The organism is Shewanella sp. SM95, assembly GCF_025653595.1.
In the GTDB taxonomy this organism is placed as follows: Bacteria; Pseudomonadota; Gammaproteobacteria; order Enterobacterales; family Shewanellaceae; genus Shewanella; species Shewanella oncorhynchi.
Genome location: NZ_JAKKSE010000003.1, coordinates 270,624 through 297,226 on the forward strand (window position 1 = coordinate 270,624; position 26,603 = coordinate 297,226).

General features: G+C 46.4%; 44 protein-coding genes. 40 read left to right on the forward strand and 4 right to left on the reverse strand.

The window, feature by feature from the left end:
• Window positions 1–14: 14 nt before the first annotated feature.
• The 4 genes from L5M29_RS06560 to L5M29_RS06575 are packed head-to-tail and all read right to left on the reverse strand — an operon-like array spanning window position 15 to window position 2,587.
• A complete protein-coding gene (locus tag L5M29_RS06560; RefSeq protein WP_263166858.1) occupies window positions 15–911 on the reverse strand; it encodes an exonuclease domain-containing protein in 897 nt (298 codons plus the stop codon).
• Window positions 912–935: 24 nt separating this feature from the next.
• A complete protein-coding gene (locus tag L5M29_RS06565; protein ID WP_263166859.1) occupies window positions 936–1,373 on the reverse strand; it encodes a superinfection immunity protein in 438 nt (145 codons plus the stop codon).
• Between the two features lie 24 nt (window positions 1,374–1,397).
• Window positions 1,398–1,817 (reverse strand): hypothetical protein, encoded by a 420-nt coding sequence (locus tag L5M29_RS06570; protein ID WP_263166860.1) that lies wholly within the window; start codon window positions 1,815–1,817, stop codon window positions 1,398–1,400.
• A gap of 35 nt (window positions 1,818–1,852) precedes the next feature.
• A complete protein-coding gene (locus L5M29_RS06575; protein ID WP_263166863.1) occupies window positions 1,853–2,587 on the reverse strand; it encodes a LexA family protein in 735 nt (244 codons plus the stop codon).
• A 37-nt stretch (window positions 2,588–2,624) separates the two neighbouring features.
• Between L5M29_RS06575 and L5M29_RS06580 the strand changes: the two genes are divergently transcribed.
• The 40 genes from L5M29_RS06580 to L5M29_RS06775 all read left to right on the forward strand — a co-directional run bounded on the left by L5M29_RS06580 (window position 2,625) and on the right by L5M29_RS06775 (window position 26,602).
• Window positions 2,625–2,879 (forward strand): helix-turn-helix domain-containing protein, encoded by a 255-nt coding sequence (locus L5M29_RS06580; RefSeq protein WP_263166865.1) that lies wholly within the window; start codon window positions 2,625–2,627, stop codon window positions 2,877–2,879.
• 4 nt (window positions 2,880–2,883) lie between these two features.
• Window positions 2,884–3,459: a phage regulatory CII family protein gene (locus L5M29_RS06585; protein ID WP_263166868.1), complete on the forward strand. Its 576-nt coding sequence runs from the start codon at window positions 2,884–2,886 to the stop codon at window positions 3,457–3,459.
• Window positions 3,456–3,650, forward strand: a complete 195-nt coding sequence (locus L5M29_RS06590) for a hypothetical protein (RefSeq protein WP_263166870.1) — start codon at window positions 3,456–3,458, stop codon at window positions 3,648–3,650. The genes L5M29_RS06585 and L5M29_RS06590 overlap by 4 nt, the downstream gene beginning before the upstream one ends.
• Complete coding sequence (locus tag L5M29_RS06595) at window positions 3,650–3,907, forward strand: hypothetical protein (RefSeq protein WP_263166872.1); 258 nt, start codon at window positions 3,650–3,652, stop codon at window positions 3,905–3,907. The genes L5M29_RS06590 and L5M29_RS06595 overlap by 1 nt, the downstream gene beginning before the upstream one ends.
• Window positions 3,908–3,978: 71 nt before the next feature.
• Complete coding sequence (locus L5M29_RS06600; protein ID WP_263166874.1) at window positions 3,979–5,046, forward strand: replication protein; 1,068 nt, start codon at window positions 3,979–3,981, stop codon at window positions 5,044–5,046.
• Window positions 5,027–5,578: a replication protein P gene (locus L5M29_RS06605; protein ID WP_259482501.1), complete on the forward strand. Its 552-nt coding sequence runs from the start codon at window positions 5,027–5,029 to the stop codon at window positions 5,576–5,578. Before L5M29_RS06600 ends, L5M29_RS06605 begins: the two co-directional genes overlap by 20 nt.
• Entirely contained in the window at window positions 5,562–5,936 is a 375-nt protein-coding gene (locus L5M29_RS06610; RefSeq protein ID WP_263166878.1) for a hypothetical protein, read from the forward strand. The genes L5M29_RS06605 and L5M29_RS06610 overlap by 17 nt, the downstream gene beginning before the upstream one ends.
• Before the next feature lies 1 nt (window position 5,937).
• Entirely contained in the window at window positions 5,938–6,444 is a 507-nt protein-coding gene (locus L5M29_RS06615) for a hypothetical protein (protein ID WP_071938922.1), read from the forward strand.
• Window positions 6,444–6,887, forward strand: a complete 444-nt coding sequence (locus tag L5M29_RS06620) for a hypothetical protein (protein ID WP_263166882.1) — start codon at window positions 6,444–6,446, stop codon at window positions 6,885–6,887. The genes L5M29_RS06615 and L5M29_RS06620 overlap by 1 nt, the downstream gene beginning before the upstream one ends.
• Window positions 6,884–7,453, forward strand: coding sequence for a TIGR02642 family protein (locus tag L5M29_RS06625; RefSeq protein ID WP_259574275.1), 570 nt, complete (start codon window positions 6,884–6,886; stop codon window positions 7,451–7,453). Before L5M29_RS06620 ends, L5M29_RS06625 begins: the two co-directional genes overlap by 4 nt.
• Window positions 7,453–7,716, forward strand: a complete 264-nt coding sequence (locus tag L5M29_RS06630) for a hypothetical protein (protein WP_263166885.1) — start codon at window positions 7,453–7,455, stop codon at window positions 7,714–7,716. The genes L5M29_RS06625 and L5M29_RS06630 overlap by 1 nt, the downstream gene beginning before the upstream one ends.
• Window positions 7,713–8,312, forward strand: coding sequence for a hypothetical protein (locus tag L5M29_RS06635; protein WP_263166887.1), 600 nt, complete (start codon window positions 7,713–7,715; stop codon window positions 8,310–8,312). The genes L5M29_RS06630 and L5M29_RS06635 overlap by 4 nt, the downstream gene beginning before the upstream one ends.
• Window positions 8,312–9,547: a tyrosine-type recombinase/integrase gene (locus tag L5M29_RS06640; RefSeq protein WP_012587938.1), complete on the forward strand. Its 1,236-nt coding sequence runs from the start codon at window positions 8,312–8,314 to the stop codon at window positions 9,545–9,547. The genes L5M29_RS06635 and L5M29_RS06640 overlap by 1 nt, the downstream gene beginning before the upstream one ends.
• A gap of 60 nt (window positions 9,548–9,607) precedes the next feature.
• Window positions 9,608–9,886, forward strand: a complete 279-nt coding sequence (locus L5M29_RS06645) for a hypothetical protein (RefSeq protein WP_263166892.1) — start codon at window positions 9,608–9,610, stop codon at window positions 9,884–9,886.
• Window positions 9,879–10,475: an oligoribonuclease gene (orn, locus tag L5M29_RS06650; protein WP_263166894.1), complete on the forward strand. Its 597-nt coding sequence runs from the start codon at window positions 9,879–9,881 to the stop codon at window positions 10,473–10,475. The genes L5M29_RS06645 and orn overlap by 8 nt, the downstream gene beginning before the upstream one ends.
• A complete protein-coding gene (locus L5M29_RS06655; protein ID WP_263166897.1) occupies window positions 10,472–10,705 on the forward strand; it encodes a hypothetical protein in 234 nt (77 codons plus the stop codon). Before orn ends, L5M29_RS06655 begins: the two co-directional genes overlap by 4 nt.
• Before the next feature lie 195 nt (window positions 10,706–10,900).
• Entirely contained in the window at window positions 10,901–11,224 is a 324-nt protein-coding gene (locus L5M29_RS06660; protein WP_263166899.1) for a DUF4406 domain-containing protein, read from the forward strand.
• A 79-nt stretch (window positions 11,225–11,303) separates the two neighbouring features.
• The gene (locus L5M29_RS06665; RefSeq protein WP_263166901.1) at window positions 11,304–11,624 is read left to right on the forward strand and encodes a hypothetical protein; all 321 of its coding nucleotides are present in this window, start codon (window positions 11,304–11,306) and stop codon (window positions 11,622–11,624) included.
• 183 nt (window positions 11,625–11,807) lie between these two features.
• The gene (locus L5M29_RS06670; protein ID WP_263166903.1) at window positions 11,808–12,071 is read left to right on the forward strand and encodes a hypothetical protein; all 264 of its coding nucleotides are present in this window, start codon (window positions 11,808–11,810) and stop codon (window positions 12,069–12,071) included.
• A 4-nt stretch (window positions 12,072–12,075) separates the two neighbouring features.
• A complete protein-coding gene (locus tag L5M29_RS06675) occupies window positions 12,076–12,588 on the forward strand; it encodes a glycoside hydrolase family protein (protein WP_263166904.1) in 513 nt (170 codons plus the stop codon).
• A 249-nt stretch (window positions 12,589–12,837) separates the two neighbouring features.
• Complete coding sequence (locus L5M29_RS06680; protein WP_263166907.1) at window positions 12,838–13,362, forward strand: hypothetical protein; 525 nt, start codon at window positions 12,838–12,840, stop codon at window positions 13,360–13,362.
• Window positions 13,363–13,478: 116 nt separating this feature from the next.
• Complete coding sequence (locus L5M29_RS06685) at window positions 13,479–13,748, forward strand: HP1 family phage holin (RefSeq protein ID WP_012587930.1); 270 nt, start codon at window positions 13,479–13,481, stop codon at window positions 13,746–13,748.
• Complete coding sequence (locus L5M29_RS06690; RefSeq protein WP_263166909.1) at window positions 13,741–14,109, forward strand: hypothetical protein; 369 nt, start codon at window positions 13,741–13,743, stop codon at window positions 14,107–14,109. The genes L5M29_RS06685 and L5M29_RS06690 overlap by 8 nt, the downstream gene beginning before the upstream one ends.
• On the forward strand, window positions 14,106–14,441 hold the full coding sequence (locus L5M29_RS06695; RefSeq protein ID WP_259515096.1) for an HNH endonuclease: 336 nt from the start codon (window positions 14,106–14,108) through the stop codon (window positions 14,439–14,441). The genes L5M29_RS06690 and L5M29_RS06695 overlap by 4 nt, the downstream gene beginning before the upstream one ends.
• A gap of 8 nt (window positions 14,442–14,449) precedes the next feature.
• Window positions 14,450–14,962 carry a phage terminase small subunit P27 family gene (locus L5M29_RS06700; RefSeq protein WP_263166913.1) on the forward strand — a complete coding sequence of 171 codons (513 nt, stop codon included), beginning with the start codon at window positions 14,450–14,452 and terminating at the stop codon, window positions 14,960–14,962.
• On the forward strand, window positions 14,919–16,664 hold the full coding sequence (locus tag L5M29_RS06705) for a terminase large subunit (RefSeq protein ID WP_263166914.1): 1,746 nt from the start codon (window positions 14,919–14,921) through the stop codon (window positions 16,662–16,664). The genes L5M29_RS06700 and L5M29_RS06705 overlap by 44 nt, the downstream gene beginning before the upstream one ends.
• A complete protein-coding gene (locus tag L5M29_RS06710) occupies window positions 16,664–16,825 on the forward strand; it encodes a hypothetical protein (protein WP_012587925.1) in 162 nt (53 codons plus the stop codon). Before L5M29_RS06705 ends, L5M29_RS06710 begins: the two co-directional genes overlap by 1 nt.
• Window positions 16,822–18,120: a phage portal protein gene (locus L5M29_RS06715; protein WP_263166916.1), complete on the forward strand. Its 1,299-nt coding sequence runs from the start codon at window positions 16,822–16,824 to the stop codon at window positions 18,118–18,120. The genes L5M29_RS06710 and L5M29_RS06715 overlap by 4 nt, the downstream gene beginning before the upstream one ends.
• 9 nt (window positions 18,121–18,129) lie before the next feature.
• Window positions 18,130–18,984, forward strand: coding sequence for a head maturation protease, ClpP-related (locus L5M29_RS06720; RefSeq protein WP_263166917.1), 855 nt, complete (start codon window positions 18,130–18,132; stop codon window positions 18,982–18,984).
• Between the two features lie 12 nt (window positions 18,985–18,996).
• Window positions 18,997–20,187 carry a phage major capsid protein gene (locus L5M29_RS06725; RefSeq protein WP_263166919.1) on the forward strand — a complete coding sequence of 397 codons (1,191 nt, stop codon included), beginning with the start codon at window positions 18,997–18,999 and terminating at the stop codon, window positions 20,185–20,187.
• Between the two features lie 95 nt (window positions 20,188–20,282).
• Complete coding sequence (locus L5M29_RS06730; protein ID WP_263166920.1) at window positions 20,283–20,582, forward strand: hypothetical protein; 300 nt, start codon at window positions 20,283–20,285, stop codon at window positions 20,580–20,582.
• A gap of 21 nt (window positions 20,583–20,603) precedes the next feature.
• Window positions 20,604–20,900 (forward strand): head-tail connector protein, encoded by a 297-nt coding sequence (locus L5M29_RS06735; RefSeq protein ID WP_263166922.1) that lies wholly within the window; start codon window positions 20,604–20,606, stop codon window positions 20,898–20,900.
• Entirely contained in the window at window positions 20,900–21,262 is a 363-nt protein-coding gene (locus tag L5M29_RS06740; protein WP_263166926.1) for a phage head closure protein, read from the forward strand. Before L5M29_RS06735 ends, L5M29_RS06740 begins: the two co-directional genes overlap by 1 nt.
• Before the next feature lies 1 nt (window position 21,263).
• A complete protein-coding gene (locus tag L5M29_RS06745; RefSeq protein ID WP_263166929.1) occupies window positions 21,264–21,731 on the forward strand; it encodes an HK97-gp10 family putative phage morphogenesis protein in 468 nt (155 codons plus the stop codon).
• Entirely contained in the window at window positions 21,728–22,096 is a 369-nt protein-coding gene (locus L5M29_RS06750) for a DUF3168 domain-containing protein (protein ID WP_115334914.1), read from the forward strand. Before L5M29_RS06745 ends, L5M29_RS06750 begins: the two co-directional genes overlap by 4 nt.
• A 90-nt stretch (window positions 22,097–22,186) precedes the next feature.
• Window positions 22,187–22,660 carry a phage tail tube protein gene (locus L5M29_RS06755; RefSeq protein ID WP_168823852.1) on the forward strand — a complete coding sequence of 158 codons (474 nt, stop codon included), beginning with the start codon at window positions 22,187–22,189 and terminating at the stop codon, window positions 22,658–22,660.
• 89 nt (window positions 22,661–22,749) lie between these two features.
• On the forward strand, window positions 22,750–23,244 hold the full coding sequence (locus L5M29_RS06760; protein ID WP_263166931.1) for a phage tail assembly chaperone family protein, TAC: 495 nt from the start codon (window positions 22,750–22,752) through the stop codon (window positions 23,242–23,244).
• A 38-nt stretch (window positions 23,245–23,282) separates the two neighbouring features.
• Window positions 23,283–23,426 (forward strand): hypothetical protein, encoded by a 144-nt coding sequence (locus tag L5M29_RS06765; RefSeq protein ID WP_087486469.1) that lies wholly within the window; start codon window positions 23,283–23,285, stop codon window positions 23,424–23,426.
• A gap of 63 nt (window positions 23,427–23,489) precedes the next feature.
• Complete coding sequence (locus L5M29_RS06770) at window positions 23,490–26,267, forward strand: phage tail tape measure protein (protein WP_263166935.1); 2,778 nt, start codon at window positions 23,490–23,492, stop codon at window positions 26,265–26,267.
• Complete coding sequence (locus L5M29_RS06775) at window positions 26,267–26,602, forward strand: phage tail protein (protein ID WP_263166936.1); 336 nt, start codon at window positions 26,267–26,269, stop codon at window positions 26,600–26,602. The genes L5M29_RS06770 and L5M29_RS06775 overlap by 1 nt, the downstream gene beginning before the upstream one ends.
• The last annotated feature ends 1 nt before the right edge of the window (window position 26,603 follow it).

Consider the following 26,603-nt stretch of genomic DNA (forward strand, 5'->3'; position numbering starts at 1 on the left):
TTTTTTTGCGGCCATTAATATGTCTTCAGCGCCATAAATTCATCTTCATCTAAAATTTTAATGTCAAAGCCTTCATCGATAAGTGCTTCTGCTTTTATCTGTTTGCTTGATATACCCGTTGGGCCTACTAGGTTTGCATCCTGTTCACCAACGACAAGATAATCGGTCTTTTTAGATACACCTGATTTAATTTCAAGTCCAAGTTCAGCGGCGGCTTCAAAGGCTTCGGCGCGAGTCATAGACAGTTCGCCCGTAAAGACGATTGTCTGACCGTATAGCTCACCAAACTCATTGGGTGAGTATGCTTTGTGGTCTGCACCTGATGATTTAGTAAAGGGCTTTTTAGGGATAATCTCATTGATATGGCCTAATGTCACAGCTGCGCACATAAATACCCTACCAGCGGCAACTGCATCGGCTTTAGCGCGATGTGCTTCATTAAGCGGGATACTACAGTGCTCAGCCACTGTGGCTAATTTATAATTAGGTAAATTGAATGCGGCCTTTGCCAGATTCAATGCACAGTGGTAATGGTTATTCAGTATGATGCCAACATTAGCGAACTCAGTATCTAAAAAACCTTTATCAAACTTGGCGTTGTAGGCCACTATTGGAAGATCACCTATAAATTGCTTTAGGTCTTGCGCTATGTCGGTGAAGGTCTCTTGATCAGCTAACATCGCATTGGTGATACCAGTAATACTTGTGATCTTGCGCGAGACTTTTACATTAGGATTAATCAACGCTTCAAATACTGGATGATCGTTCGACAGCAGATCAAATTTGATTGCGGCGATTTCGATAATTTTATCAACGTCAGCGCTGAGCCCGGTCGTTTCTGCATCTAACGCAATAAATTGAGTGGGGATATAAGGGTGTTTTGCTAAAAAATCTGCGGTTAAATCATCCATGTTATTGCCTTTTCCTTTTAATTTTTAAACTTCACTTCCGCAGTGTTTACATTTTTTTGCGGCCATTAATATGTCTTCAGCGCAATAAGGGCATTGTTTCATTTGTTTTGCGGGTGACGGCGGACTAACTGGGGCAGGTTGCGGTGTTACAGGTTTGACATCTGGCGTTGAAACAACAGCTGCTTTGACAGGTTCTTGGCTTTTTAGCGCCCAGACCAGTGCAACAACCCAACCAACTAGCGTCCAACCTAAAAAGAGGTTGAGGGCGAAGATTGAATAAAAGTTAGGTTGCTTATTAAAATAAGCTTCGTACATGGGGTAAAAATAAAGCGCTGGGGCAAGCAGGAAGAATGATGCAGCAACAAAAGTGCCAACTTCATTAAGCTGGTTAGCTGGCGTTTGCCCCATGCCAAAACTTAATGCTGTCAACAAAATTAGTGCCAGCAATCTTATAATAAACATGGTAAATTCCTTTTATTTTATAATTTAACTTTTAATTATACTGCCAGCTAAAATTTGCATATTCCCTGATGGATCAGAGTAAACGCGATAGGTTTTATGTTGCCCTTGCTTTATTGAGGTTTCTAAATTGCGAATGCTACTATTTACGCATAATCCATTGCCTGAAAACTGAGCGCCAAGATATAAGTCACCAGCTTTTACTTTGAATACAGCCTTTTCAGAAGTGCCCAGTGTTGCTGCCAGATCTTCATTTATAAATACGTTAATATTGCAAGCGCTACCCAATAAACCACTATCTCTAATGATGGTTATTGTGGCATTGCCGTCGGTGTTTTTAACGAATAATCGCTCTTCAGGTACTTCTTTAGCTATGTCTATATTTACTGCTGAGGTAGCGCAACCGCCGAGCATAAAGAGCGCTAGTGAAATAGAGATCATTCTCATGGTAATAATCCTTTATCATTCAAAATTCTAATTAGTTAGAAAATTTTAATTTTAGCATCAACTACTACACCAATAATTTTGCAATTCCCATTAATTGGAAGCGTAGGATATGAGTTGTTTAGAGGTTTAAGGAACTTTTGCCCAGCATCAATCACTAGTTTTTTAAATGTGGACTCATTAACGTCAGTTAGCTTTGCGACTACAAAAGAGCCATTTTGATGATCTCGCTCAGTATCAACGAGTATTAGAGTTCCCTCAGGAAAGCTAACGCCAGACGGTGATGTCATTGAATCGCCAGAAATACGCAACCAAAAACATTTTTCGCTGGTGCGCTCTGTTGTTTCATACCACTCATCTGAAGCTGGACAGGATTCAACAGCTTCAGTCCAAGCACCAGCTTGCACATAGCTGATAACTGGGAATGACTTTACATATGATATTTTCGCTGGAACTTCCTTAGCATTCCCCAGCACAGAATCAGGGTAATCAATCAATCCATCTGCCCCCAAAGTCATGTGACTAATCCCCACGATACTCATCATGGACGCAATATCTTCAATACTTGGTTTTCTGTTCCCACCTAACCAGTGAGCGATGGCGCCCTGAGACATACCCATCTTTTCAGCAAGCATTGACTGAGTTACCCCAGCTTCTTTCATTCTGGTTTTAACCAGATCAATCCAACTAATTTTCATAGTGCAATTATTACCTATTGTAATTGATTGCAGAATATCCATAATGTAATAAGTGTTTGCTGTTTCGTATTCCATTGTGTAATATCTGGGTTAGGCAAAAAACGGAGTCTATATGACAAACATCAAAAAAATACTGAAGGCCATTAATCGGTCTCAGGATGATTTGGCTAGCGAGGTTGGAATCTCACAAGGTTCTGTTAACCACTATGCCAATGGAAATAGAAAACCTAGCTATGACATGGCTTGGAAAGTAGTAAATGCTCTCAATCGTTTAGGCTCCTCATGTTCATTTACTGATGTTTTCCCAGATCCGTTGGAATGTGGTCAATCTGCTGCAAATCATGTGAACGGTATACAGGATAACTAACCCTATGAGTAAACTCACATTAAAGCGCCAAAGTCTCTCATGTACCGATCCACTCTATGCCGCCCATGCGCTTGGGCACGATTACGGTGTAGATAAGCTAGCGAAGGATTTATTCCAGCAGCCCGGTGTGATGTACAACAAGCTCAACCCTGATAACGACAGCAATCACTTTTACTTACGTGATGCGATTCATCTTACTGAGTTGGCCGATGACGACCGTATTGTGTCGGCGTGGTGCCATAGCCGTGGTGGCGTGTTCGTTAAATTGCCTGAGGCGGTTAACTGTGACGAAGAGTTGAGCGATCAACTGCTGATGATTAGCGAACAGATGGGTATTGCACTGGCCGAAATTCGTGACTCCCGCGCTGATGGGGTGATTACCCCTGACGAGTTTGAACGTATCGGCCGCGAACTGACTAACACAGTACGTGAAGTGTTGTCACTGAAAGCGGTGGTAAGCAGCCAAGTGCGGGAATTGCCTGATTTTGAAGAAAGGCAACTTGCTGGTGTGATTCACACGACCAAGCTTAGCGATCCTCTAATAGGGTCAGAAACCCTAACTAAAGAGCGCACAGCATGAGTGATATTGCAGATGTAGCTGCCATTGAGAATGACATTCACATTAAGGCCGCGCTGGGCGTTCGCCTGCCGTCATTGCCGTTTACTGGTTTTTGTCATTACTGCAAGAGCCCAATTCCTCATCAACAACATTTTTGTGATGGCGACTGTCGCCATGACCATGAGCGCCTAAAGGCTAATGGGAGAGTGTGATGGCAGGTAGAAACTTAGTCTTTACGCCACGGTTTAACGCAAATCAGTTAAATGATAAGTCACGCGAAAAATCATACGAGATTATTCCTTACACGCCTGAAGAAGATGAAGCATTTGCACGGATTCAGCGCAATCAAGATATTGCTTTGCTGGCGAATGTGATCAGGCTGTCACCGACTACGAGTGCTGAAGGTATTGCAGCGCGGGTACTGGATGCGGGGTATCAGTTTTCAGGTAGTGCAGTGCAGTTGAAATAAGAAAGCCCACTAGAGCTGTGGAGGCTGTGGGCTTAATACCTAGAAACGTTTGAAGAAGTCGAGGTAAGACGATGTTACAAGAATCAATTAATAGCGTCAATCATGATGCTGGTGGCAGCAATGTGGTGCCGTTACGGCCCGTTGCTGAGCACAAACAACAAGCGCGGGGTGGGGTGGTGAAAGCAGACTTGGATGATGGTTATTTACGACTCTCCAATACGCTGGTGGATGCCCTGTGCCGAACGAAATTGAGTGATCGTGAAAGCCGTGTTGTGTTTGCTGTTATCCGTAGAACCTACGGCTATGGCAAGGCCACTGATTGGGTTTGCTTAGAGCAATTAGCCGACATGACGGGGATTACAACAAGCAATATTTGTCATGCAATTAAGTCGCTTACTGCGCGCGATATCATCATAAAAGACGGTCGTAAAGTTGGCGTTAACCCGATTGTTTCGGCGTGGCAAGACAAAAAATCGCATTCGATTAACGGTAAAAAATCCACTATTAAAGCCGACAATATTATTGTCGATTCTGACAATGCCATTGTCGAAACCGACAGCGTAGGTTGTCAGAATCGAGAGATACAAAAGAAAGACACTAATACAAAAGAAATACAAAAGATCTCTTCGTCGAACATTGCTGTCGCAATGGCCGACACACAGGTAAAACCCGATGCCGCTGTTCAAACTCCAAACGGAAAGCTTTGGGGCACTCAGGACGATTTAACCTGTGCTGAGTACATCTTCAACAAAGTCCTGATTGTTAACCCCACTGCAAAGCAGCCTAACTGGCCTGACTGGGCAAACCAAGTGCGCTTAATGCGCGTGCAAGACCAACGCACTCACCATGAAATCTGCAAGCTGTTTAAGTTTGCCAATACCGACTCATTTTGGGCAAGCAATGTGTTATGCCCCAAAACCCTACGTAAACAATGGGACAAACTTAACGCCAAACTGCTAGCGAGAACATCACATGAACCCTCTGCAAACGATTCTGCCGCACACAATCAACGCTATGAGAACCCCACAGCCAGAGTATTCCGCGAACTGCGGGAAATGGCAGAGCAACTCGAGCAGTCAACAGATCACCACGGTGGTGGCCACACAATTGATGCCGACTATGAACCTGTACAGTCGTGATTTTAGCAATCGGTTTGGTGCTGAGCTTGGCAGTGTAGTGGCGGAGTTTGTTAGCAAAATTGGCGAGGCAGGTTTGAGTGTTAGTGAGGTGATGATCGGTATTGAGGCATTTAAACAACGCGCAGCGACCGCGCCATGGAGCGTTAACCCTGCGGAGTTCGTGGCTATGTGTACGCCTACGCCTGAACAGTTGGGCTTGCCTAGTGCAGAACAAGCTTACCGGGAGTGTTGTTCACATGGTCGATGGCCGAGTGAGCACAATTGGAGCCATGGCGCTGTATTTGCCGCTGGCCGTGAAACGGGTTGGTATGAGCTGCAAAACCGTACTGAGCAGCAAACATGGCCCTTGTTTAAACGCAACTATGAGGTTATGTGCCGCCGCGCGGTGAAGGGTGAAAGCTTTAATGCGTGCATTCCTAAGGCGCTTGCTGCCCCTGTAAACAAGCCAGTTGAAAATCAAAAGGCATGTTCGATTATCGCTGATCTGCGCCAAAAGTTTGGGCTAAGGACTGCCAATGGCTCTGGCAATTAAACCGTTACCTGCAGATGCGCCTGATTTTTATAGCGCGATTGTATCGCCAACTGCGGCTGCTATCACGGTTAAAGATGCCGTTAACGATGCGGTGTTGTTTGTGCCGACTCAGTACTCTGCAGCTGATCTACTCGCACAAGGATTTCGGTGTGCGCGTGAATACCCGCTGTTTTATCACTGCCGAAGTGGTGATTCAGACGCCGAGCGGATTCAAAAGCACATGTCTGTTATTCCTCAGCAGTTTAAGCATTCAGTGTCGATTGAGTACGAACGCTTATTTGCCATTGGTGGGCGCGATGGTCGCTTTCAGGCGAATCGGTTTTTAGTGCAGCAGTCGAAACATTTTAGAGGGGTATAGCGTGATTCGAATTGGTATTGATCCTGACCTGACTAAAAGCGGTGTGGCGACTGTAGTTAACAACGAAATAGTGACGCTTAAGAGTATGGGTTTTAGTGAGTTGATTGAGTTTGTGGTTAGCAGTGCTTCGAGCTCGCCTTGCGCTGTGTTACTTGAAGATGTGGATAACAAAAAGCCGGTATTCCCTAAGCGGTTAAGGCAGTCGGCTAAAGGGCAAAATCCATTGCTTGCCTACGTTGGCCATGCACCTAGCCAAAGCGGTTCTAACGCCAAGGTGAACATGAGTATCGCCGAAGATTTGGGCAAGGTGAAAGCCACGGCCAGACTGATTAAAGAAGTGCTTGAGGATAAGGGCATCAAAGTCACTTTGGTAAAGCCGCTGCGTGGTCCGATTAAAAAAGCCAAGGATAGCAGTGTTTATTTTAACAAGATCACCGGTTGGACGGGGCGCAGCAATGCTGACACTCGCGATGCTGCACTGATCGCCATGTTTGGGCTGGGGGAATAATGACAACTCATAAATTATCGTTTGATGAGCGCATTGATAAAGCGATCGCATTCTATGTCACTCAACAGTTATCGGTCATTGATTCTGCCCAGCGTGCTGACGTTAGCAAAGGCGCACTCACTAGAGCGCTAAAAAAGCGCGGGGTTTTCCGTGATAGATCGGTTTTATGTGCTTCAAATCTTGAAAAGGCGATTGATTTATATGTTGGCGGCTATTCCATTTTAAAGGCGTGTAAAGAGGCAGGTGTCAGTAATTCTACGCTCAGTGATGCTTTGTATTTAAGAAAACTGGTTAGAGAAGATGTGACTCGCAAGCCTGAAAGCTCGGTATCGCGCATTGATCCGCTGGAATCGAAAGAGAGCCGTGTATTTCGCATGGCGCTGGCCATTATTCACAAGAGTGCGGCACCGACTGCGCCATCACCTCAAGGGACTGACAGATGATATCGATAGAGCGCTTATTTGAGTTGTTGTCGCCTCGCGGTGTTGCGATTGGCGCTGCAGTTGGTGGCAAAGGGGTTTTTAGTAAGGAGGATGCTATGGGTGTTGTCGCGCAGGTGCAGGGTAAGTATTTAGTCGGCGTTAAAGTATTAGAGGCCAGTATTTGCGGCGATATTGATGCCGAGAATTTGCTGATCAACGCCTTAGCCAAACAGTATGAAACCGACTTTAGGCCTGTTGCGGCGACTGCGTTGGCAAAGCTGGCCGTGAATGAGGTTTGTGGATCCCGCGTTTGCACTAAGTGCCATGGCACTAAGCTGAATTATCACCGTAATGGTGAGTGCGTGCATTGCTGCGGTACCGGAAAGATGTTGAACACGGTTGAGCAGCTGACTAAATCGTTTTGTGATTTAAGCGGTACCAAGATCACTGCAGAACAATTTAGCCAGCATTTTTACGACAAGTACATGACTGGCGTCGACACACTGCACCATCATCAAGCCGATGCCGAACGCCATGCAAAGCGGGTATTGCGCTTAGTCGCTGCTGAAAATGAGCAGGTGAACTAATGAGTGCGCCAGATAACAGACTTACATTTAATGACGTCCCTTGGCAGCAAGGTCGCGTTCTTTCCACAAGGCACACTCGCCGCTGGAGTAAGCAAGAACTTGAGAAAGTCACAAGGATAGAACGCCGCACCGCCTTTGCTCACTTTTATGCCCATGATGAAGGCCAAGGACGCGAGTTTGTGTATCAATTTGATAGCGCTGAAGAGTGTGCGAAAGCGGTTAATGAGCATAACAAAGCGCTAGCAGAGGCACTATCTAAATGATTGAGACAGTTAACGACTTAGTTAAGCGCCTAGTTAAAGAAGCCGATCAACTCGAGTCTATGGGATCAGTTGATTTGGCCTGTGGCGTTCAGGCTGCAGTGCGGGTGATCCGTGATGAATTAGATGCCAATGCCGCGATTGGTAATGCTGACAGCCACCGCATCGAGCCACTAGAGCGCCAGAACAAACGCTTGATGGCGGTACTCGCCAAGCAGTCAGTATTGAATGAACGCTTTGATTTGCTCTGTAAAGACAGTGTGTTATCAACGCCTGAATACAAAGCTATGGTGCTTGCCAAAGAGGCGATTAAACGCCAGATCAATGCGCTGCCCAAGTGCAGAACCTGCCGCGGCGTTGGCAAAGTTAGGCCGATGTTTGAGCTGCATTGTTGTGATCAATGCGGCGGTGTTGGCGTGAATATAACGGCCAATAATGAGCTGATTAAGCTGCAGCAATCCTTGATCCTAACTGAGTTTGAGTTGATTGAAAAACTGACTGCTGACTTGTTTAAGGTGGGGTTATCACCTGCAGATAAAGAGGCGATTGCAATCGAGTACTTTTACGCGGATTGCCGCACTAACCTGAGGTGTGACTAATGGCCGTGACCTGTATTGCGTTAAGTGATGCCGCCATTAAGCGGGCGGTTGCCGATCAGTCTATTACCGAAATCAGGGACCCAAGGTTTCCGCTGCGACTACGTTTGGCGAGTTCACGCAGTCGTGGTAGCTGGCATTTAATCACTTATAAAGACGGCAAGGCCAATTGGGCTAAGGTTGCCGACTGGCCGCTAGTGAGCGCTAAGGCCATGCTGGATGATTTACCGTCGCTCAGCATGCAGCATAGGCAAGATCAGAGTGTGAAATTTAACACCTGGCTAAGTTGCGGCGGGTTATTGAATTGGTATTTAAGCCGGTCACAAACCGATACCAGTTTATCGTTGAAGCGCAAACGCAATATCAAGTGCGCCATCACCAAGCACTTAATCCCTGTGCTGGGTGATGTGATGCTGAGTGAGCTTAATCATCATAAGGTTGATGAGTTATTGATTTGGCCCCTGCAGGTTCGATACGCATTGGGCAGCGTTCGCCAGTATTACGCGATTTTACGTAAGGCATTTAAACAGGCGACTGTGCTTAAGTTGATTAGTGATGATCCGCTGGCATCATTGAGTTTTACCGATTTTATCTCGACCCCCATTGCGACTAAGCCACCAAAATTACAATCCACTGATCTGCTGCAACTGCTGACGAATATCGGTAATGCTAACGATGGCGCCGCTATGCTGATTTTTATCATGTTGGCTTACGGTACCCGCATCGGCGAAACCCGTTTACTGCGCTGGACCTATTACGACGAGGCCAATGCTAAGTTGGTGATCCCTGCCGACATTACTAAGACACATGCCCAACTGACTATCCCGATCACCCCATTAATGGCTGATGTATTGCGTTGGCATAAAGCTATGCAGGAAGCAGCTGGGTATCGCGGTGGGTATTTATTTCCGCATCCTTGTCGCAATGGTGGATTAGATGAACGGTCGGCGAATAGTTTGGTTAAGCAAGTGAGTAACAGTGAATGGACTGCCCATGATTTACGCAAGCTAGCAAGGTCGTGTTGGGCTGACTTAGGCATTGATTACATGGTGGCAGAGCAGATGTTAAACCACTCGATGACCAAGCTAGATCAAGCTTATATCCATACCTATTTAGCCGACCAAAAGAGAGCCGCAATTGAGTTGTGGCACAGTCATTTAATGGCAATTTACAACCCATTTATTGGTCGTGTAAATCAAGACAGTGCCAAGACAGGAATTAATTGTAAAACAGCCTAAACCGTTGGTGTAAGTGGTTTGCGGGTTAGTTTATGCATCTTCACAAAGGGAAGATATTTAATGATAAAAGCGAAGGTTTTAAAAGCGGTTGACTACATGACAGAACAACAGGCTATAGCGGAGGGTTTTAGTCATCATGGGAAATATTATGGCATCCCTGTATGGCTTGGCGATATAGAAGGTGACTTCTGGGTGGCGACTAAATGGGCACCAATGGAATGGCTAATGTCACTATTCCATGTCGTTGAGGGTACGATGAGGCCAATCTTATACCCTGATGAACCTAATTCATTTCAGTTTCAAATAGGCAAGGAAATTAAGGAGCACTTTCATGAATAGTTACTTTTTATTTGGCGATATTGAAACTGGCGGACTTAATGGTCGCCTTGATAACGGTCAGTTGGGTATGGAGTATTACCCAATTTTTGAAATTGCCTTAGTCGTTACCGATAGAGAACTCAATCAGGTGGGCTCTGCGCTGAGAGTTGTGATCCATCAAGATGAGGCTGCAATTAGCCGATCACATCAATGGGCGATTGATACACACACCAAGAGCGGCTTGCTTGATGAAGTACGTCAGTCTGCTTGGTCGTTACTTGAGGCTGAACAGCAGATCATCCACCATCTTCGCCAAATGGGTATTGAGGCATATGACCGAGAAACCAAACAAGGGGTGATCTTCGCTGGTAACTCCATCATGTTTGACCGTTCGTTCATACTTTGCCAAATGCCAGAGTTGCACCAGTTCATGCATTATCGTCAATTGGATATTTCAGCATTGGCTCTCGCTGCCATGGCATGGGCGCCAGAACTAGCCAAAGAGGCGATAGCAACCAAGCAATATAAGCATGAAGCGTTGGCAGATATCAGAGAATCAATCGCCGAGCTTAAGTATTATCGCCAGGTGCTGTTTGGTGGTGATCTATGAGTGAAATACCTAAAACAAAAGCTTTAATCAACATTGATCCAGAGTCAAACAATATTGAAGTCGAAGAATATTTTAGTGAAGAAGATGTTTGTCGATGGTTTGGTGTTGACCCAAAACTATTAAATGTTGGAGTTGATATTGCTGACAAACAAGATAAGCAAGTGTCTATTCAAGTGATTAGAGAGCGTTATGCCATCGCGATCTTGGGGGATAATTATAATGGCTTGTGATATTTGTAGTGCTAAGAAGCCAACCACTGCGCTAAGTGGACAGTACCAAACGGCCGACATCAAAGAAGTCTGCCAAGAGTGTTTGACTGATATCACGAAGCAGCACGATAAGATCAGAACCCATTGCATTGGGTTGATTCCGTTATTCTTTAAGCGTTATGTAAAGCTATACAAGTTTAATAAGCGAGGTAGCAAGTGATTGCCACCTATATCGCTGGACCAATCAGTGGCAACGTCGAGGCCAATAAGCTGGCGTTCTTTAGTGCAGCAGAGGAACTGGCCGCAACGGGCAGAGTGGTATTGCACTCTGCTGGGTTGCCCGTTGGGCTCACAGAACCCCAGTACATGGATATCTGTTACGCCATGATCCGCGCCTGCAATGAGATTGTGATGTTGCCCGGTTGGCGCAATTCAGATGGCGCCACCGCCGAGTATTACTACGCCAAGAAGATTGGGCTTAAGATCGTCTTTGTTCCAACTGGAATAGACATTGCCCGAGGGATAGCCTTAGTATGTTGAGAACTTGAATCAGTTAAGTGATAAGTTTTTTAATTAATGGTTGCTTTCTTTGTTAAATCAAAAAGTCAATGGAGTGAATATGCCTGTAAAGTCAAACATGAAAGGGTTGGAAAAGCTTAAGAATAACTTGAAAAAGTTACATGGAGAGCGTCAGGCTGGGTTAAATGAAACAATGACACCTGAATTTCTAAATAGTTGTTCTAGTTTTTCTAGCTTAGAAGAATTATTTACAGCAAGCGGGTTTGTAGTAGAAAGTCAGGACGACTTCAAAGCAATACCTGATGATGAGTGGGATGAGTTTATTGTTAGTAACACAACTTTTGATTCATGGAGTTCCATGCAAAAAGCCGCGTTAGATAAGTATGCTAAATCAATAATAACCTCAACATTAAAACTATAGTAATTAAAAACAAGGGAGATAGACATCTATTGACCTAGCAGCATAGATTCGCTATCGTGCTATAACAATGCGGATTAAAGCATCTAAAGCCACCTTAACGGTGGTTTTTGCATTTCTGCACCTTAAATTATTGTTCAACTTGAAGCCTCAGCATCTGCTGGGGCTTTTTGTTTTGGGGCATCTATGAATAAGATTTTGATGAGTGTTGCCAATCCAAATGGATTCAAGCTCGAGTTACTGCTTAAACAATTGCAAGAAGAAGTCGCTGAGAAGACGGCTCGTGTTGCGCATGATAAAAGCGAATTAGCAGAGAAGGTTAAGTCAAATAATCTTCAAATCATCAAACTGTTATCTGAAGCTGAAGCATTGCAGGTGGAAAGCTTTAAGCTCATGGCTGCAAAAGCGCCAGATACAGGTCCGTTAGGTTCACCACGGATCGGAAAGTAAAAGCATGCGCAATAAGATGATAGTCACAGGCCTTAGCCTATCAGCTGCAGCATTCATTACCTTGGTCACGTCAGAAGGGTTTGCGCCAGTCGCTACAGTGCCGGTGCAAGGAGATAGACCAACAGGCGGCTTTGGTTCTACGTATCACGCAGATGGTCGGCCCGTAAAGCTTGGTGATAAATTCACCCCAGTTAATGCGCTAACAACAGCTAAGGCTCACATCTCAAAGGATGAGGAACGCTTCCGCAATAGCTTACCGAATGCTGAGCTTAACCAAGCATCTTACGATCTTTATATCGATTGGGTTTACCAGTACGGCATTGGCCGATGGTCAAACTCACCCATACGTGATCATGTAATCAAAGGTGAATATCAACAGGCATGTGATGCGCTTCTGCTTACGCAGTATCGCACTGTTGCTGGCTATGACTGTTCAACGCCTGGCAACAAGCGCTGCTATGGAGTCTGGGTTCGAGTGCAAGAGCGGCATAAGCGCTGCATTGACTCACTGCAGTAGATTCACTCTAAATAATATCCAACACAACGCGATTAGAAGCGATTACAGAAGGGTTTAAATTCATGATGCCAGCGGTCAAATCATTCGGTAAAGGCTCTGAAATCAGCGCTTATGAATCGGTTGAGGCGTTGTCAGTGGGGGTGGGGCGGGTCGAAACCTTGGGGCTTTTGCCTAACTGACCGTGCGCTCCCATCTTTATACAAAACCGCGAAATGAAACCTTTTTTTCTGGCGCAGGAAGGTCTTGAAAATGTTCACTACATTAAAGAATAAAATCATTGCGTTAGTTATCGGTTTGCTGGTCGTTACCATTCTGGCTTTAGGTGTGTTTTTGAGGATAAATCAGGGTCAAATAGCACTGTTAAAGAGTGATTTGGCTAGATCAGAGCAATCAAGGGAAAACTTGCAAAAGGATTTGACCTCTGTTTCAGACTCGCTTGAAGTTGCTGAAAAAGATAAAGAAAACATGTTATCTAGCCTTAGCTTATTAGCGAAAGCATTAAGCGATCGAGAACGTGATCGAAATGAAATTAAGCAGGAATTTGCCGCAAGCAATAAAGAATTGAAGCAAATTTTTAACGGGGCCAGTGATGAAAAAACGAAATCTTGGGGCACTGCTGATATCCCTGCAGATCTTAATAGGGTGCTCGAGCGTTCAGCCAGATGTGCGAACCGTTACCGTCACCAAGATAAAGTATGTTTTCCCACCACAGGAACTGATCAGTCAGTGCCTAGCGCCACGATATTCCAGCAAGAAAAACCAAGAACTTTCTGAATACACCAATTCGTTGATTGAAGTGATTTCATTGTGTGACCGAGATTGGTTAGCACTAGAAACATGGATTAAAAGCGAAAAATCAAAACTGTCTACCGAGTGATCGGAGGCTAACAATGAATATCAAACCATTGGCGCCAATTATGGATAAAGCTACGACAACCGGAAGCTATATTGCTTCGATCTCAACAGCAATAGGCGGCTTTTTGTCACTCAACAATATTGCGTTATTGCTTGGTATCGCATCAACAATCGCTTTATTCGTAGTTCAATTTCGTCTCTCGCGAGAAAAGAAAAAACAAAACCGAGAATTTCACGAAGCGAGAATGGCCGCGATTAAACAAGGCAACTTAAAAGTAATTAATATGGATGACGGCAATGAATAAAGTCGTAGTAATCTTCAATGGCGCTATCGTTTCAGTTCCAGCTGTCGAATCTGATATTGGTAATGGCGGCAATGGCGCAAAATCATTAGTGCCATTGGTACCCGCTGATTGGGTTGATGTAACTGCATTAAATGCTTTATACCCAACATTTCAGGGCAAAACCAAGCCGCCAGTTATCAATCAAAGCACTCAAGACGATTTAATTGAGCAAATGAAAGCCTTAACCGCTGCCATTAACGCCCAAACTACAGCGATCAGCCAGTTGGTAAACAGTAACCTTGAAATCGTTGATCAGATGATGGCCGCAGAGCCAGAAGAAGGAAACCTATCAGGCTATTTAGATGGCTCCGATGAGTTATGAGTCAAAAACCTAGCTGGCGTGATGACAAGCGTAAAACCGCTGAACGTGGGTACGGTGGACGTTGGCAAAAAGCCAGAGAAACATTCTTAAGTCGAAATCCGCTTTGTTGCTTCTGCGAACAAAAAGGCAAGATCACAGCCGCGACAGTCGTGGACCACAAAATTCCACACCAAGGTGATCAAGCCTTGTTCTGGGACACAAACAACTGGCAACCGCTTTGTAAGCTTTGCCACGATAGCACTAAAAAAATAATGGAGAATAGAGGGGTAAAGCCTGGCGCTGATGAAAGCGGCAAGCCTACAGACCCTAACCACCATTGGAACAAGTATTGAGGTGAAAAGTGGCAGTAGGAAGAAAAACCACCCCCACTGCGCTCAAGCTAGTTACAGGGAACCCAGGCAAGCGGACTCTCAATAAAAAAGAGCCGAAATTGCAAGCCGGTATTCCTCGCATGCCAGCTCACTTAAGCCCAAGAGCCAAAGCCGCATGGAAGAAACTCACCATACTACTAAAAAACATGGGCGTTCTTACCCTTGCTGATGGTATGGCCCTTGAGCGTTTATGTGATGTTTACTCCGAAATCCTTGAGCTCAGAGACGAAATTAAGCAAAACGGCAGAACCTACCAAAGTATTAAAATCATCGGCGAAAACATCGATGAAGAAACCAAAGAATTTACGCAAGTCGAGCAAATGCTAATGAAGGCTAACCCAGCCGTGCAAATGCTGGCTGATGCCGATCGGCGCTTTAGAGCCTATCTCGTTGAATTTGGGCTAACCCCATCAGCCCGTAGCAAAGTACAGGTAACTGATGGCGCCAAGAAAAAAGACGAAGTCGACGAATTCTTCGGATGATATAGAAGATCGCGTCACTCGTTGGGCCAAGCAAGTTGCATCAGGTGAGTTCTTAGCGGGACCAGACATTCGCAACGCCTGTAAACGGCACTTAAAAGACTTAGAAACAGGCTTTGAGCGTGGCATTTATTTTGACTTAGCCGCAGCCAATCGCGCGATCAGCTTTTTCCCAAAAGTATTGCGCTTAAGTGGTGGTGACCACGAAGGTAAGCCGTTCCACCTGCTCGATTGGCAAGCCTTTATTGTTGGCTCGTTATTTGGTTGGAAAGATGCCGACCATACCCGCCGATTCCGCATGTGTTATGTCGAAAGTGGCAAAGGATCAGGTAAATCACCACTCGCAGGTGGAATAGGGCTTTATGGTTTAGTCGCTGATGGCGAGGCAAGTGCGGAAATTTATGCCGCCGCGACCAAAAAAGATCAGGCCATGATCTTATTCCGCGATGCGGTTTCTATGGTCAACCAGTCGCCGCAGTTAAGCTCAAGATTAAAAAAATCGGGAACTGGCCAGAGCGTTTGGAACCTAGCATATCTAGAAAAGAACTCATTCTTTAGGCCAATCAGTTCAGACAACGGTCAATCAGGCCCACGTCCGCACATGGCACTGATTGATGAAGTACACGAACACAAGAACAACAACGTCGTTGAAATGATGCGCGCCGGCACAAAAGGCCGCAAGCAAGCGCTGATCTTCATGATCACCAACTCAGGCCACGACCGCACCAGCGTTTGTTACTCATACCACGAATATGGCAAGGCTATTTGTGCGGGTACCAAAGAAGATGATTCCTTCTTCGCCTTTATCTGTTCGCTCGATGAAGGTGACGACCCAATCAATGATGAAAGTTGTTGGCAAAAAGCTAACCCGTCACTTGGGCACACCTTCACACTTAAATATCTGCGTGAACAGGTTACGCAAGCCAAGGGCATGCCAGCCAAAGAGAGCATTGTTCGGCGCTTAAACTTCTGTCAGTGGGTAGATTCTGCCTCACCTTGGCTATCAGCCGACACATGGACAGATTGTGAAGATGATTTTGATATCAGCGAACTCGTCGGCGAAGAATGCTACGGCGGACTCGACCTATCAGGTACCCGAGATTTAACGGCATTAGGGCTCTATTTCCCTAAAATAAAGACCTTATTAGTCGAGTTTTGGACACCAAAAGATACCTTGCTTGACCGTGAACGCACCGATAACGTGCCGTATTCAGCATGGTTAAGGCAAGGTTTCATTCATGCACCACCCGGGCATGCAGTTGACTACAGCTTTGTCGCAGAACGCATTGCCGACTTATCAGCCCAGTTCGATATCAAATGCATCGGCTTCGACCAATATCGTATTAACTATTTAACGCCAGCGCTAACAGAGGCAAACGTGTTTATCCCGCTGGTTAAGCACGGGCAGGGCTACTACAAAGCATCCGAATCAAACCTGTGGATGCCGCGCTCAATTGAAGAGTTCGAAAAGCTGATCACTAGTAAGCAGATCAGAATCAAAACCAACCCATGCCTAAGGTGGAACGCAGCAAGCGCAGTGCTTGAGGCCGACGCCAAAGACAACCGTATTTTTACCAAGAAAAAATCCACAGGCCGCATCGATGGCGTAGTCGCCGCCGCAATGGCAGTGGGAACGGCATTAGAGTCAGATGGCATAGATGATACCGAAGATTGGTTAGCAGCGATAAGGGACCCAATTTACTAATGAACACACCACTTGCTCTATTCATTGCCCTAGCGCTCACAGGTTCATTACTGGCTGTCGCAGGCGTTTACATTCTTTTTGGGCTTGGCTGGTCATTACTAGCGGGTTCATTGTTTGCATTCGCTGGCGCCTCATTTTTACGTAAAGGAATGACTGCGTGAAACCAACCAACTCATTAGGTTCAGTCATTGCGAAAGCAGCAAGCCAACCATTTGCATCGTTAGATAGTTTTATGGGTAAAACCTTAAGGCTCACAGACGGTGATTTTTGGTCGCAATTAATGGCAACCTCAAAAAGCGGCAAAACGGTTAATGTGAATACCGCCATGCAGCTTGCTGCAGTTTGGGCCTGTGTTCGCCGCATTGCTGAAACCGTTGCTATGCTGCCACTGGGGTTATACGAGCGCCAAAGTGATGGCGGCAGAGTACAGGTTCAAAGCAGCCTATCGAATGTATTAAGTCTTAAGCCAAATGCTGACATGACAGCAATGCAGTTTTGGGAGGCCGTCATTGCCTCCTTACTGCTAAAGGGCAATGCATTCATTGAGATCCACCGTTCAGGGGCTGACATTATCGCGCTCGATTTCCTTATGCCACACCGCATGGATATCGATCTCGCCGACAACGGCAGCCTAGTGTATTGGTACACGCCAAGAAAAGGTAAAAAACGTCAAATCGAAAAGCAAAACATGATGCACATTCCCGCATTCTCGCTGGATGGTTTGATTGGCTTATCGACTATTTCCTATGGTGCCAATGTGTTTGGCGGCGCTATGTCAGCCGAAGATGTCAGTGCTAACACCTTTAAAAATGGTATGACAAAGACAGTCGCCTTTAAAGTTGACCGGATAATGACTGCACCTCAACGTGTGGAATTTCGCGAATATGTAAAAACCATCACTGGCGCAATGAACGCGGGTAAATCCCCCGTACTTGAGCAAGGTGTTACCCCTGAGTTGATTGGCATTAACCCTATTGATGCCCAGTTACTCGAGTCGCGAAACTACAGCGTAGAAGAGATCTGCCGCTGGTTTTTAGTGGACCCTTCATTAATTGGTTTTGGTGGTAAAGATAGTAATTGGGGCACAGGGCTAGAGCAAAAGATGATCGGCTTTGTCACCTTGACGTTATCGTCTTGGATCCGCCGCATTGAGCAGTCAATTAGCATCAACTTGCTCACTCCAGCACAGCGTCAAACTCAGTACGCTCAATATAATCTTGAAGCCCTGCTTCGTGGCGATAGCGCATCACGGGCAGAGTTCTACAGCAAAATGACTCAAAATGCGATTTACACCCGCGATGAATGCCGCGTTAAAGAAAACTTACCACGCCGAGGTGGTAATGCAGATGTCTTAACAGCCCAAAGCAACCTATTGCCAATCGATCAACTTGGCGCTCTATCCGAATCGGACAAAGTACAAGCCGTATTAACCAACTGGCTTAATCAAGACAACTAGGGGTAAACCATGCCATTTCCAAAAAGCTTCTCGCAGAGCGGAGTGCGCTGCGATATTTCTCCGCGCGCGCAAGAGCTGTGGAACCCAGCGATTCAGGCCGCGGTTGAAAACACTGAATCTACCATTACGGTTTACGGCATCATTGGCGAGGACTGGTATGGCGAAGGCGTCACACTGAAGCGTATCGATGCTGCGCTACGCAGTATCGGCGCAGATAAAGATGTGACCGTCTACATCAATTCTCCGGGTGGCGATATGTTCGAAGGTATCGCCATTTATAACCGCTTGCTTGAGCACAAAGGCAAAGTGACCACCAAAGTGCTTGGCCTCGCAGCCTCTGCCGCATCCGTCATTTACATGGCTGGTGCTGATGATGCGCGCTTTGTCGCCAGCTCAGCCTTCCTGATGATCCACAACTGCTGGGTATTTGCCATCGGTAACCGCCATGCATTGCGAAACATTGCGGATGACATGGAAGAATTCGATGCCGCCATGGTCGATTTGTATGTAGAAGGCAGTGGTCAGAGCGAAAAAGCCATTGCAACTATGATGGATGAAGAAACCTTTATCCGCGGCAAAAAGGCCGTAGAACTTGGCTTTGCAGCTGGAACCTTATCCGCTGCTGAAATTGGCGAATCAACCGACAACTCCAGCGCGAACTCACTACGAAAAGTCGATGCCGCCATGGCAAAAGCAGGCGTTCCCCGCAGTGAACGCCGTCAACTATTGCAAGATTTAAAGTCCAGTACGCCGAGCGCTGCTGGCGGCATCACGCTAAATGCTGATGTGTCCGATACGCAAAACGCTGTCGCCCCCGATCTAACTGCGTTAATCAACGCATCAAACACCATTTTATCTAAATAACTGGAGGCGATTATGCCAAACCCAAATTTTGAAAAACAAGTAGAAGAATTAGGTGCCAATCTAACCAAGATTGGTGATCAAATTAAATCGGCGGCAGAAGAAACCAATAAGCAGATCAAGGCTTCTGGTGACATGAATGCCGAAACCCGCGATAAGGTCGATAAGCTGCTGTTAGAGCAGGGTTCCATGCAAGCACGATTGCAAGAAGCTGAGCAAAAGCTGCTTAAGGGGCCGCAAAGTCAGCAAGAAGAACGTGAAATGTCGATCGGTGAGCTAGTAGCGAAAGACAAAGAAATGGAAGGGGTTAACAGCTCTTTCCGTGGTAGTCGTCGTGTGCAAATGCCACGTTCAGCGATTACCTCTGCCACAGGTTCAGGTGGTGCATTAGTCCGCCCTGATCGTATGGCTGGTATCGTTGCACCTCCACAGCGCACCTTCACGATTCGCGATTTGATTGCACCAGGTCGAACTGGCAGCAACAGCGTTGAATATGTGAAGGAAACTGGCTTTACCAATAATGCGGCTCCAACTGCTGAAAATACTCAAAAACCGTATTCAGATATCACTTTTGGTTTAGTGAATAATGCAGTACGTACCATTCCGCATCTTTTTAAAGCCAGCCGCCAAATCTTGGATGATGCCGAGCAATTAGCTAGCTACATCGATGCTCGTGCTCGTTACGGCTTAATGCTTGCTGAAGAAACGCAACTGCTGTACGGCAATAATACTGGCGCTAACCTGCACGGTATTATCCCGCAAGCTAGTGCTTACGTTAAACCAGCAGGTGCAACAGTCACTGCAGAGCAGCATATTGACCGCATTCGTCTTGCAATGCTACAAGCTGCTTTAGCTGAATACTCCTCCGACGGTATCGTACTCAATCCGATCGACTGGGCTGTGATTGAAATGCTTAAAGATAGCAATGGGAATTACTTAATTGGTAAACCACAAGGCCAAACATTCGCAACCTTGTGGAATCGTCCTGTTGTAGAAACTTCTGCGATTGTGCAAGACGAGTTCTTAGTCGGTGCCTTCCAAATGGGCGCGCAGATCTATGACCGTATGGATATTGAAGTCTTAATCTCAACCGAGAACGACAAAGATTTTGAGTTAAACATGGTGACTATCCGTGCTGAAGAACGTTTAGCACTTGCGGTTTATCGTCCTGAAGCGTTTGTCACTGGCGATTTCACCTTTGCCTAACAGCGCAAAATCACTTAACTGATAACTAAAAGCAAAAGGCCGAATATCTTCGGCCTTTGTCGTTTTTATCAATACCAATTTATAGGAGTAATACCATGGCTAAAGTTCTCGCCATTGCACTTAAGTCCTTTTACTTTGAAAAGGAAGTAAAAACCCGCGCATCAAAACCATTTGAAGTTGATGAACATCATTTTAATGAGCTAAAGCACAACAAATTAGTTGAGCGCGCACCGGAAGAAAAAACAGAAGAAGCAGACGCTAAGGCCGCTGAAGAAGATGAAACCAAGGCAAAAGAAGAAGCAGACGCTAAGGCCGCTGCTGAAGCAGAATCCAAGGCAAAAGAAGAGGCAGACTCTAAGGCCGCTGCCGCTGCTGCAAAAAAAGCTAAAGCTTAATCAGTTACTCAGGAGTCCTCAGTGAGCACCATTACCCTAGAGCAAGCCAAGCAATTTCTTGACGTTATCCATGATGAGGATGATGCCAAGCTGCAATTATTGCTCAATGCCGCCGAGGATGAAGCCTGTCAATTTATGGGAAGGGAATCCCTTACTATTCAGCTTGATGAGACGACTGCAGAACTGCCAGCAAGTATCACTATGGGCGTAATGATTTTACTGCAAGCAAACTATCAAGCAACACCAGAAGATGCGGAAAAACTGCGCAAAGCAGCAGAAATAAAATTAACGCCATATCGAATAGGTTGGGGCATATAATGCTAGCGCATCGTTTACGTCATCGGGTGCATATCCAACAACCGATAATAACTCAGGATCCCCAATCAGGTGGTGATCTCATTGAATGGCAAACCCTCATGCTAGGGGTAAAATCCCTCGATAAGCTCGCCGCAGAAGTATTGACAGGGGCTGGTCGCGAGTTTTATGCAGCAGATGCCAAACAAGCTGAAACCAGCGCAAGAATTAATTTTCGTTGGTTCCCCATTGATTTAAGCCTCTTATACCAATGCCGCATTTTATGGGATGGCAGAACCTACGATATCCAATCGGTAGAAACCGACATAACAGGGCGTCAAGAGTGGCGATTACGCTGCAAAGATGGCGTTAATCAAGGGCTTTAAGATGTCCGCAAAATTCGATTTCAGTCTCATTGGCTTAAAAGAAGTTAAAGCCAAAATGAACAAGGTTAGCCAAACCGTGCTTGATACGGGGACTCGTAACGCGCTGCGTAAAGCCGCTGGCATAGTCAAAAAAGCGGCTCAAGAAAATTCGCTCAATGTGGACGACCCCAAAACAGGTAGGCGCATTCGCGATAACGTCACACTGCAGTTTGCTAGCCGGCTATTTAAAAGCGAAGGTGTGATCATGTATCGAGTGGGTATTGCCACCAATCGGGGACGTATTCCTACACCGAACGCCGACGAAGGTGCGCGCGGCAATACCCCACATTGGCATTTAGTCGAGTTCGGTACCGAACACGCCCAAGCACAGCCATTTATGCGTCCGGCACTGGCCAATAACATCAATCAAGTGATCGGCCGTTTTACGGTTGAATTTGATAAAGAACTCGATAAGGCACTTTCAGAATGAGTATGGCGCCCATTTTTGTTGTGTGTCGAGCAAGCACGGCAGTAACTGACTTACTGGGTACCAATCCCACACGGCTTTATCCCTTTGGCCAAGCGCCGCAAAACGTAGCCAAGCCCTATGCGGTTTGGCAGGTGATCGGTGGTAGCCCAGAAAACTATATCTCAGGCCGACCCGATACCGACACCTTTGCCCTGCAAGTGGATGTATATGCCGATTCAGGCAATTCGGCTAATGCAGTGGGTGATGCAATTCGCTTCGCCACTGAATTAGAGGCGCATACCACTAATTACAACGGTGACAGTCGCGACAAAGAAACAGGCAATTATCGTCACAGCTTTGACATAGATTGGATAGTCACACGCTAGCCCACTAAAACCATTTCATAAAACCCAAAGCCTCTGCAACCGCAGGGGCTTTTTTGTATCTGCCGCAAGGCTATTGTTAGGAGCACACACATGAGTATGAAAACGCAGGGCACCCAGCTCTATGCAATCGATCCGGCAGATGATTCCATTTTAGGCGTCATCGCGGTGACCAGTATTGATGGCATTGACAGCCCAGTTGATCCAATCGAAACCACGCCATTAGAAGCCATGGCCCGTGAGTTTGTAGCAGGTTTGAAATCACCTGGCGCGGCCACGTTTGGTATCAACATCGACCCAAGAATTCCAAGCCACCTACGCCTGCACCAAATTAAAACCGCAGGTACAACTATTAAGTGGGCGATTGGTTTTAGTGATGCTGTTGGCACTCCGCCAACTGTCACCACTAAAGAATTCACCTTACCCACAACCCGTACTTGGATCACCTTCGAAGGTTTCATGACGGCCTATCCATTTACGTTTGCACAAAACGATGTTGTTAAGTCCACTATCGGCATTCAGGTATCAGGCGATCCTATTCTAGTGCCTGCCGCCGTAACGCCTTAATCATAGGCAAGCGTGATTAACCTAAATGAAGCCCACTTAATCAGTGGGCTTTTGCTTAACCGTATTAACTTAATCCTAAAGGAACAATCATGGAATTAAGTGTTGCTAGCCTTATTCAGTCGGGATCTTATGCGCCCGCAAAGCCAGAACGTCGCGAAATTTCGTGGAAAAAACCTAATGGTGACATTCATAAAGCCACGGTCTTTATCCGGAAAGAGTCATTTGCCACCGCACAAGCCGAAGCCCGTAACTATAATCTCGGCGTTGACTGGCTAACCTCGCGCATTGTGTCAAGTGTGGTTGATCACGAGGGTAAACCCCTTTTTGAAATTGACGATATTCTTGGTAATGAGGCCCATGGCCCTATCTGTGACTCATTAGGTTACGCCTTAATTGGCGCGATTAACGAAGTCAACGGCATTGGACTTAAACCTGACCCAAAAGCCTTACCGCCGACGACGAATTCTGGCACGAACTCGTCCTCGCAGGCGTTGGCGGACGAACCATCGAAGAAGCCCAGCAAAACCTCACGCATCGAGAAGTCATCAACTGGATCGCCTACAGAGCAAAGTTCGGCCCCTTAAGCCTTCAAGCGCGGCAAGAACGCATTGCCGCCGCGCAAATGCACCACCTCAATATCATTCACGGCGGCAAAGCCGATCTTGAACACTTCATGTTGTTCAGCCAGTTGGATGAAGCGCCGCAGCAAGAAGCCACCGTTGATGATGTGCTTATGATGCTAAAAGCCAGCGCCATCAAAAAGTAATTCAAATTAGTAGCAATAAGGCCAAGGACGGCCAACCAATCTAATATTCAATAGGATCATCCAATGGCAAATCGTTCATTAAGCAATTTAACGCTAAATTTGATTGCAGAAACAGGCAGCTTCAGTGCTGGTATGGACTCGGCCGAACGGTCATTGGATAAAGTTGCTAGAGCAGCCCAAAAACAAAAAAATGATCTAGTTCGCCTAATGGGACAGATTGACCCACTAGTGTCTGAGTACGCCAAGCTAGATAAAATGGAGCGACAACTCCAAAAGCATCGAGAGACAGGAACTTTAGCGGGCAGCGAATATGATCTTTATGCCAAACGCTTAGCGACTATGCGAAGCGAATTAGGCAAAACGGGTGCAGAGTACGACAAAACTGGCATGTCAGCCAAACAAATGGCCTTTGCAACTCGTGGTTTACCTGCTCAGTTTACCGATATCGCCGTATCGCTCCAAGGTGGTCAAAACCCCATGACCGTATTTTTGCAGCAAGGCGGTCAGTTAAAAGATATGTTTGGCGGCGTGGGCCCAGCAGCTAAAGCCATGGGCGGCTATATTGCTGGGCTGGTTAATCCATTTACTGTGGGCGCCACAGCAGCTGGCGTAATGGCGCTGGCGTATTACCAAGGCAGCATAGAGGCAGATAGACTACGTAATGCATTAATACTAACGGGCAATTCTGCAGGTACCACTTCAGACGAATTAATGGAGTCAGCCAAGCGTATTGATGCCATTAGTGGTACCCAACGCCAAGCCGCTGCTGCACTGGCAGAGGTTGCTAATACTGGCAAGTTTACCGCCAGCCAAATTGAGTTAGTCGGCCTTGCAGCCGTACAAATGGAAAATGTCACCGGCAAAGCGGTCGCCGATACGGTCGCCGAGTTTGCCAAACTAGCTGACGATCCCGTTAAAGCGGCTGAAGAACTCAACAAAAAATACAACTTCCTCACCGCATCGGTTTATGAGCAGATTGTCGCACTAAAAGAAGCGGGTAAAACCACCGAGGCATCAAACTTAGCATTTAAGGCTTATAGCGACGCAATAGGTGATCGTACTAGCGATATCACTTCAAACCTTGGCTATGTCGAAAGGTCATGGAAAGCGGTAAAAGAGATATCCGCCGAGGCGTGGGACGCCATGCTCGACGTTGGCAGACCCTCATCACTAAATGAAGAACTTGCTAAAGTAACCAAACAGATAGAGGAAAAAAAAGCCCAAATAAACGCTGAAACATCAAGGCTTGGGGAAAAGGGATATACAGACCTTAACGCTTATAAAGCTGAGTTGAAGGTTCTTGAGCTAAGCCGTAAAGCGTTTGAAGCAAAAATGAATGCCGGAAAGAAAGCTGCCGAACAGCAGGCTGAGTCTAATAAATTAGAAAAAGAGCGCATCGAGCAGATCAAGTATTTGGCGGCTGAAAATGAAAAAAGCCTAACCAATGAGCAAAAGCGCACCAAAGAGATAGAAAAATATAATCAAGCACTTGCCAAGTTGCGCAAGGACGACCCAAACAACGCCCTACTTAATCCTGAGGTAATCAAACGCACACTCGCCTCCATTGAAGAAAAGTTTAAAGACTCTGCCAAAACCACCAAAGCCTTTGCTGACGATGCCGCCACTACGTATCTCATGCGTTTGCGCGAAACCCAAGCAGGCTTGCAAGGTCAGCTAGATAGCAGCACTAAGTTAACGCAAGCACAAAAAGAACTATTGCAATTTGAGCAGCAAATCGCCGATATCAAAAACAAAGAGATCCTTACCGCTGAACAAAAAAGTTATCTAGCAAAAGAAGACCAACTCCGCGCCGAAAACCAAATGAATGTCGCACTGGCAGAGCAAATAAAATTGCGCGATCAAGCCCTGCGAACACAAAGCTACAGCGCCAATCTCACTGCTAACCTTGCTGCAGAACAACAGCGCAACGCCGATAAACTTGCCAGTTTTGGCCTTGGTGACAAAGCACAGCAGCGCCTAGGTGATCGCCAAGGCATTGAGCGCGATATCGAGCGCGCTCAGGGTAAAGCGCTATCAGATAACCTCGCAGGCCGAACGACTGATGAAGAGTATCAACAACAACTTGCTATGTTGAAAGATAACCTTTCAGCACGCTTGGCCGTTCAGGATGAATACTATTTAGCGCTCGACGCCAAACAAGCTGATTGGACTAACGGTGCCCGTTCATCAATGCAAAACTACATTGATGCCGCGGCTGACATGGCAGGCCAAACTAAAACCCTCATGGATGGGGCTTTTGGCGGCATGACAGACGCGCTTACCGATTTTGTGATGACGGGTAAGGCTGACTTTGCCGGGCTCGCTAAATCCATCATTGCGGATATTGCCAAAATTGCCATGCAAAAAGCCATCGCAGGTATGGCGAGCAGTATTTTTGGTGGATTCTCTGAAGGTGGTGCTGTCGGTGATAGCGGGTTCTCATCCGGCGGCTTTACTGGATTTGGCGGTAAATACGAGCCTGCAGGCATTGTCCACAAGGGCGAGGTCGTTTGGTCGCAGCGTGATGTAGCAGCCGCTGGCGGCGTGGCCACAGTGGAAGCCATGCGCAAAGGCAATAAAGGCTACGCCAATGGCGGCATAGTTGGCGGCTCGGCCTATAACGGCGTGCCAGCCTCGGCAACGGCTGGCGCTGGCGTGGTGCATGTTGAGGTCAACATAGATCAAAGTGGCAATGCCACAACCAAAGCCGATACACCTGCCTTAAGTCAGTTCGGCAGCGAGCTGGGTAAGTTTGTCGAGCAAAAATATCGGCAATTACTCGCTAATGATTTAAAGCCTAACGGACAAATTGGCCGCACTATGGCTGGAGGTTATCGCTAATGCCGCAGACATTCACTTGGGCACCCGACAATGGTGCCACGGGCGATACCCAGTATCGCACTCGCACCGCAAAGTTTGGCGATGGTTATAGTCAGGCAGTTGGTGATGGTATCAACAGTAAGGTCCAAAGCTGGCCACTGACGTTTACTAAAAATAAAGCCATGGCTGAAGCGATCGCCGCATTCCTTGATGATCACCAAGGCTTTAAGGCTTTTGAGTGGACGCCACCCCTCGGTACCGCCTCACTGTGGAAAGTTACTCAACAAACAAACACCCCGTTAGGTGGCGGCATGTACCGCATCACCGCCACTTTTGAACAATCATTTCATCCTTAAT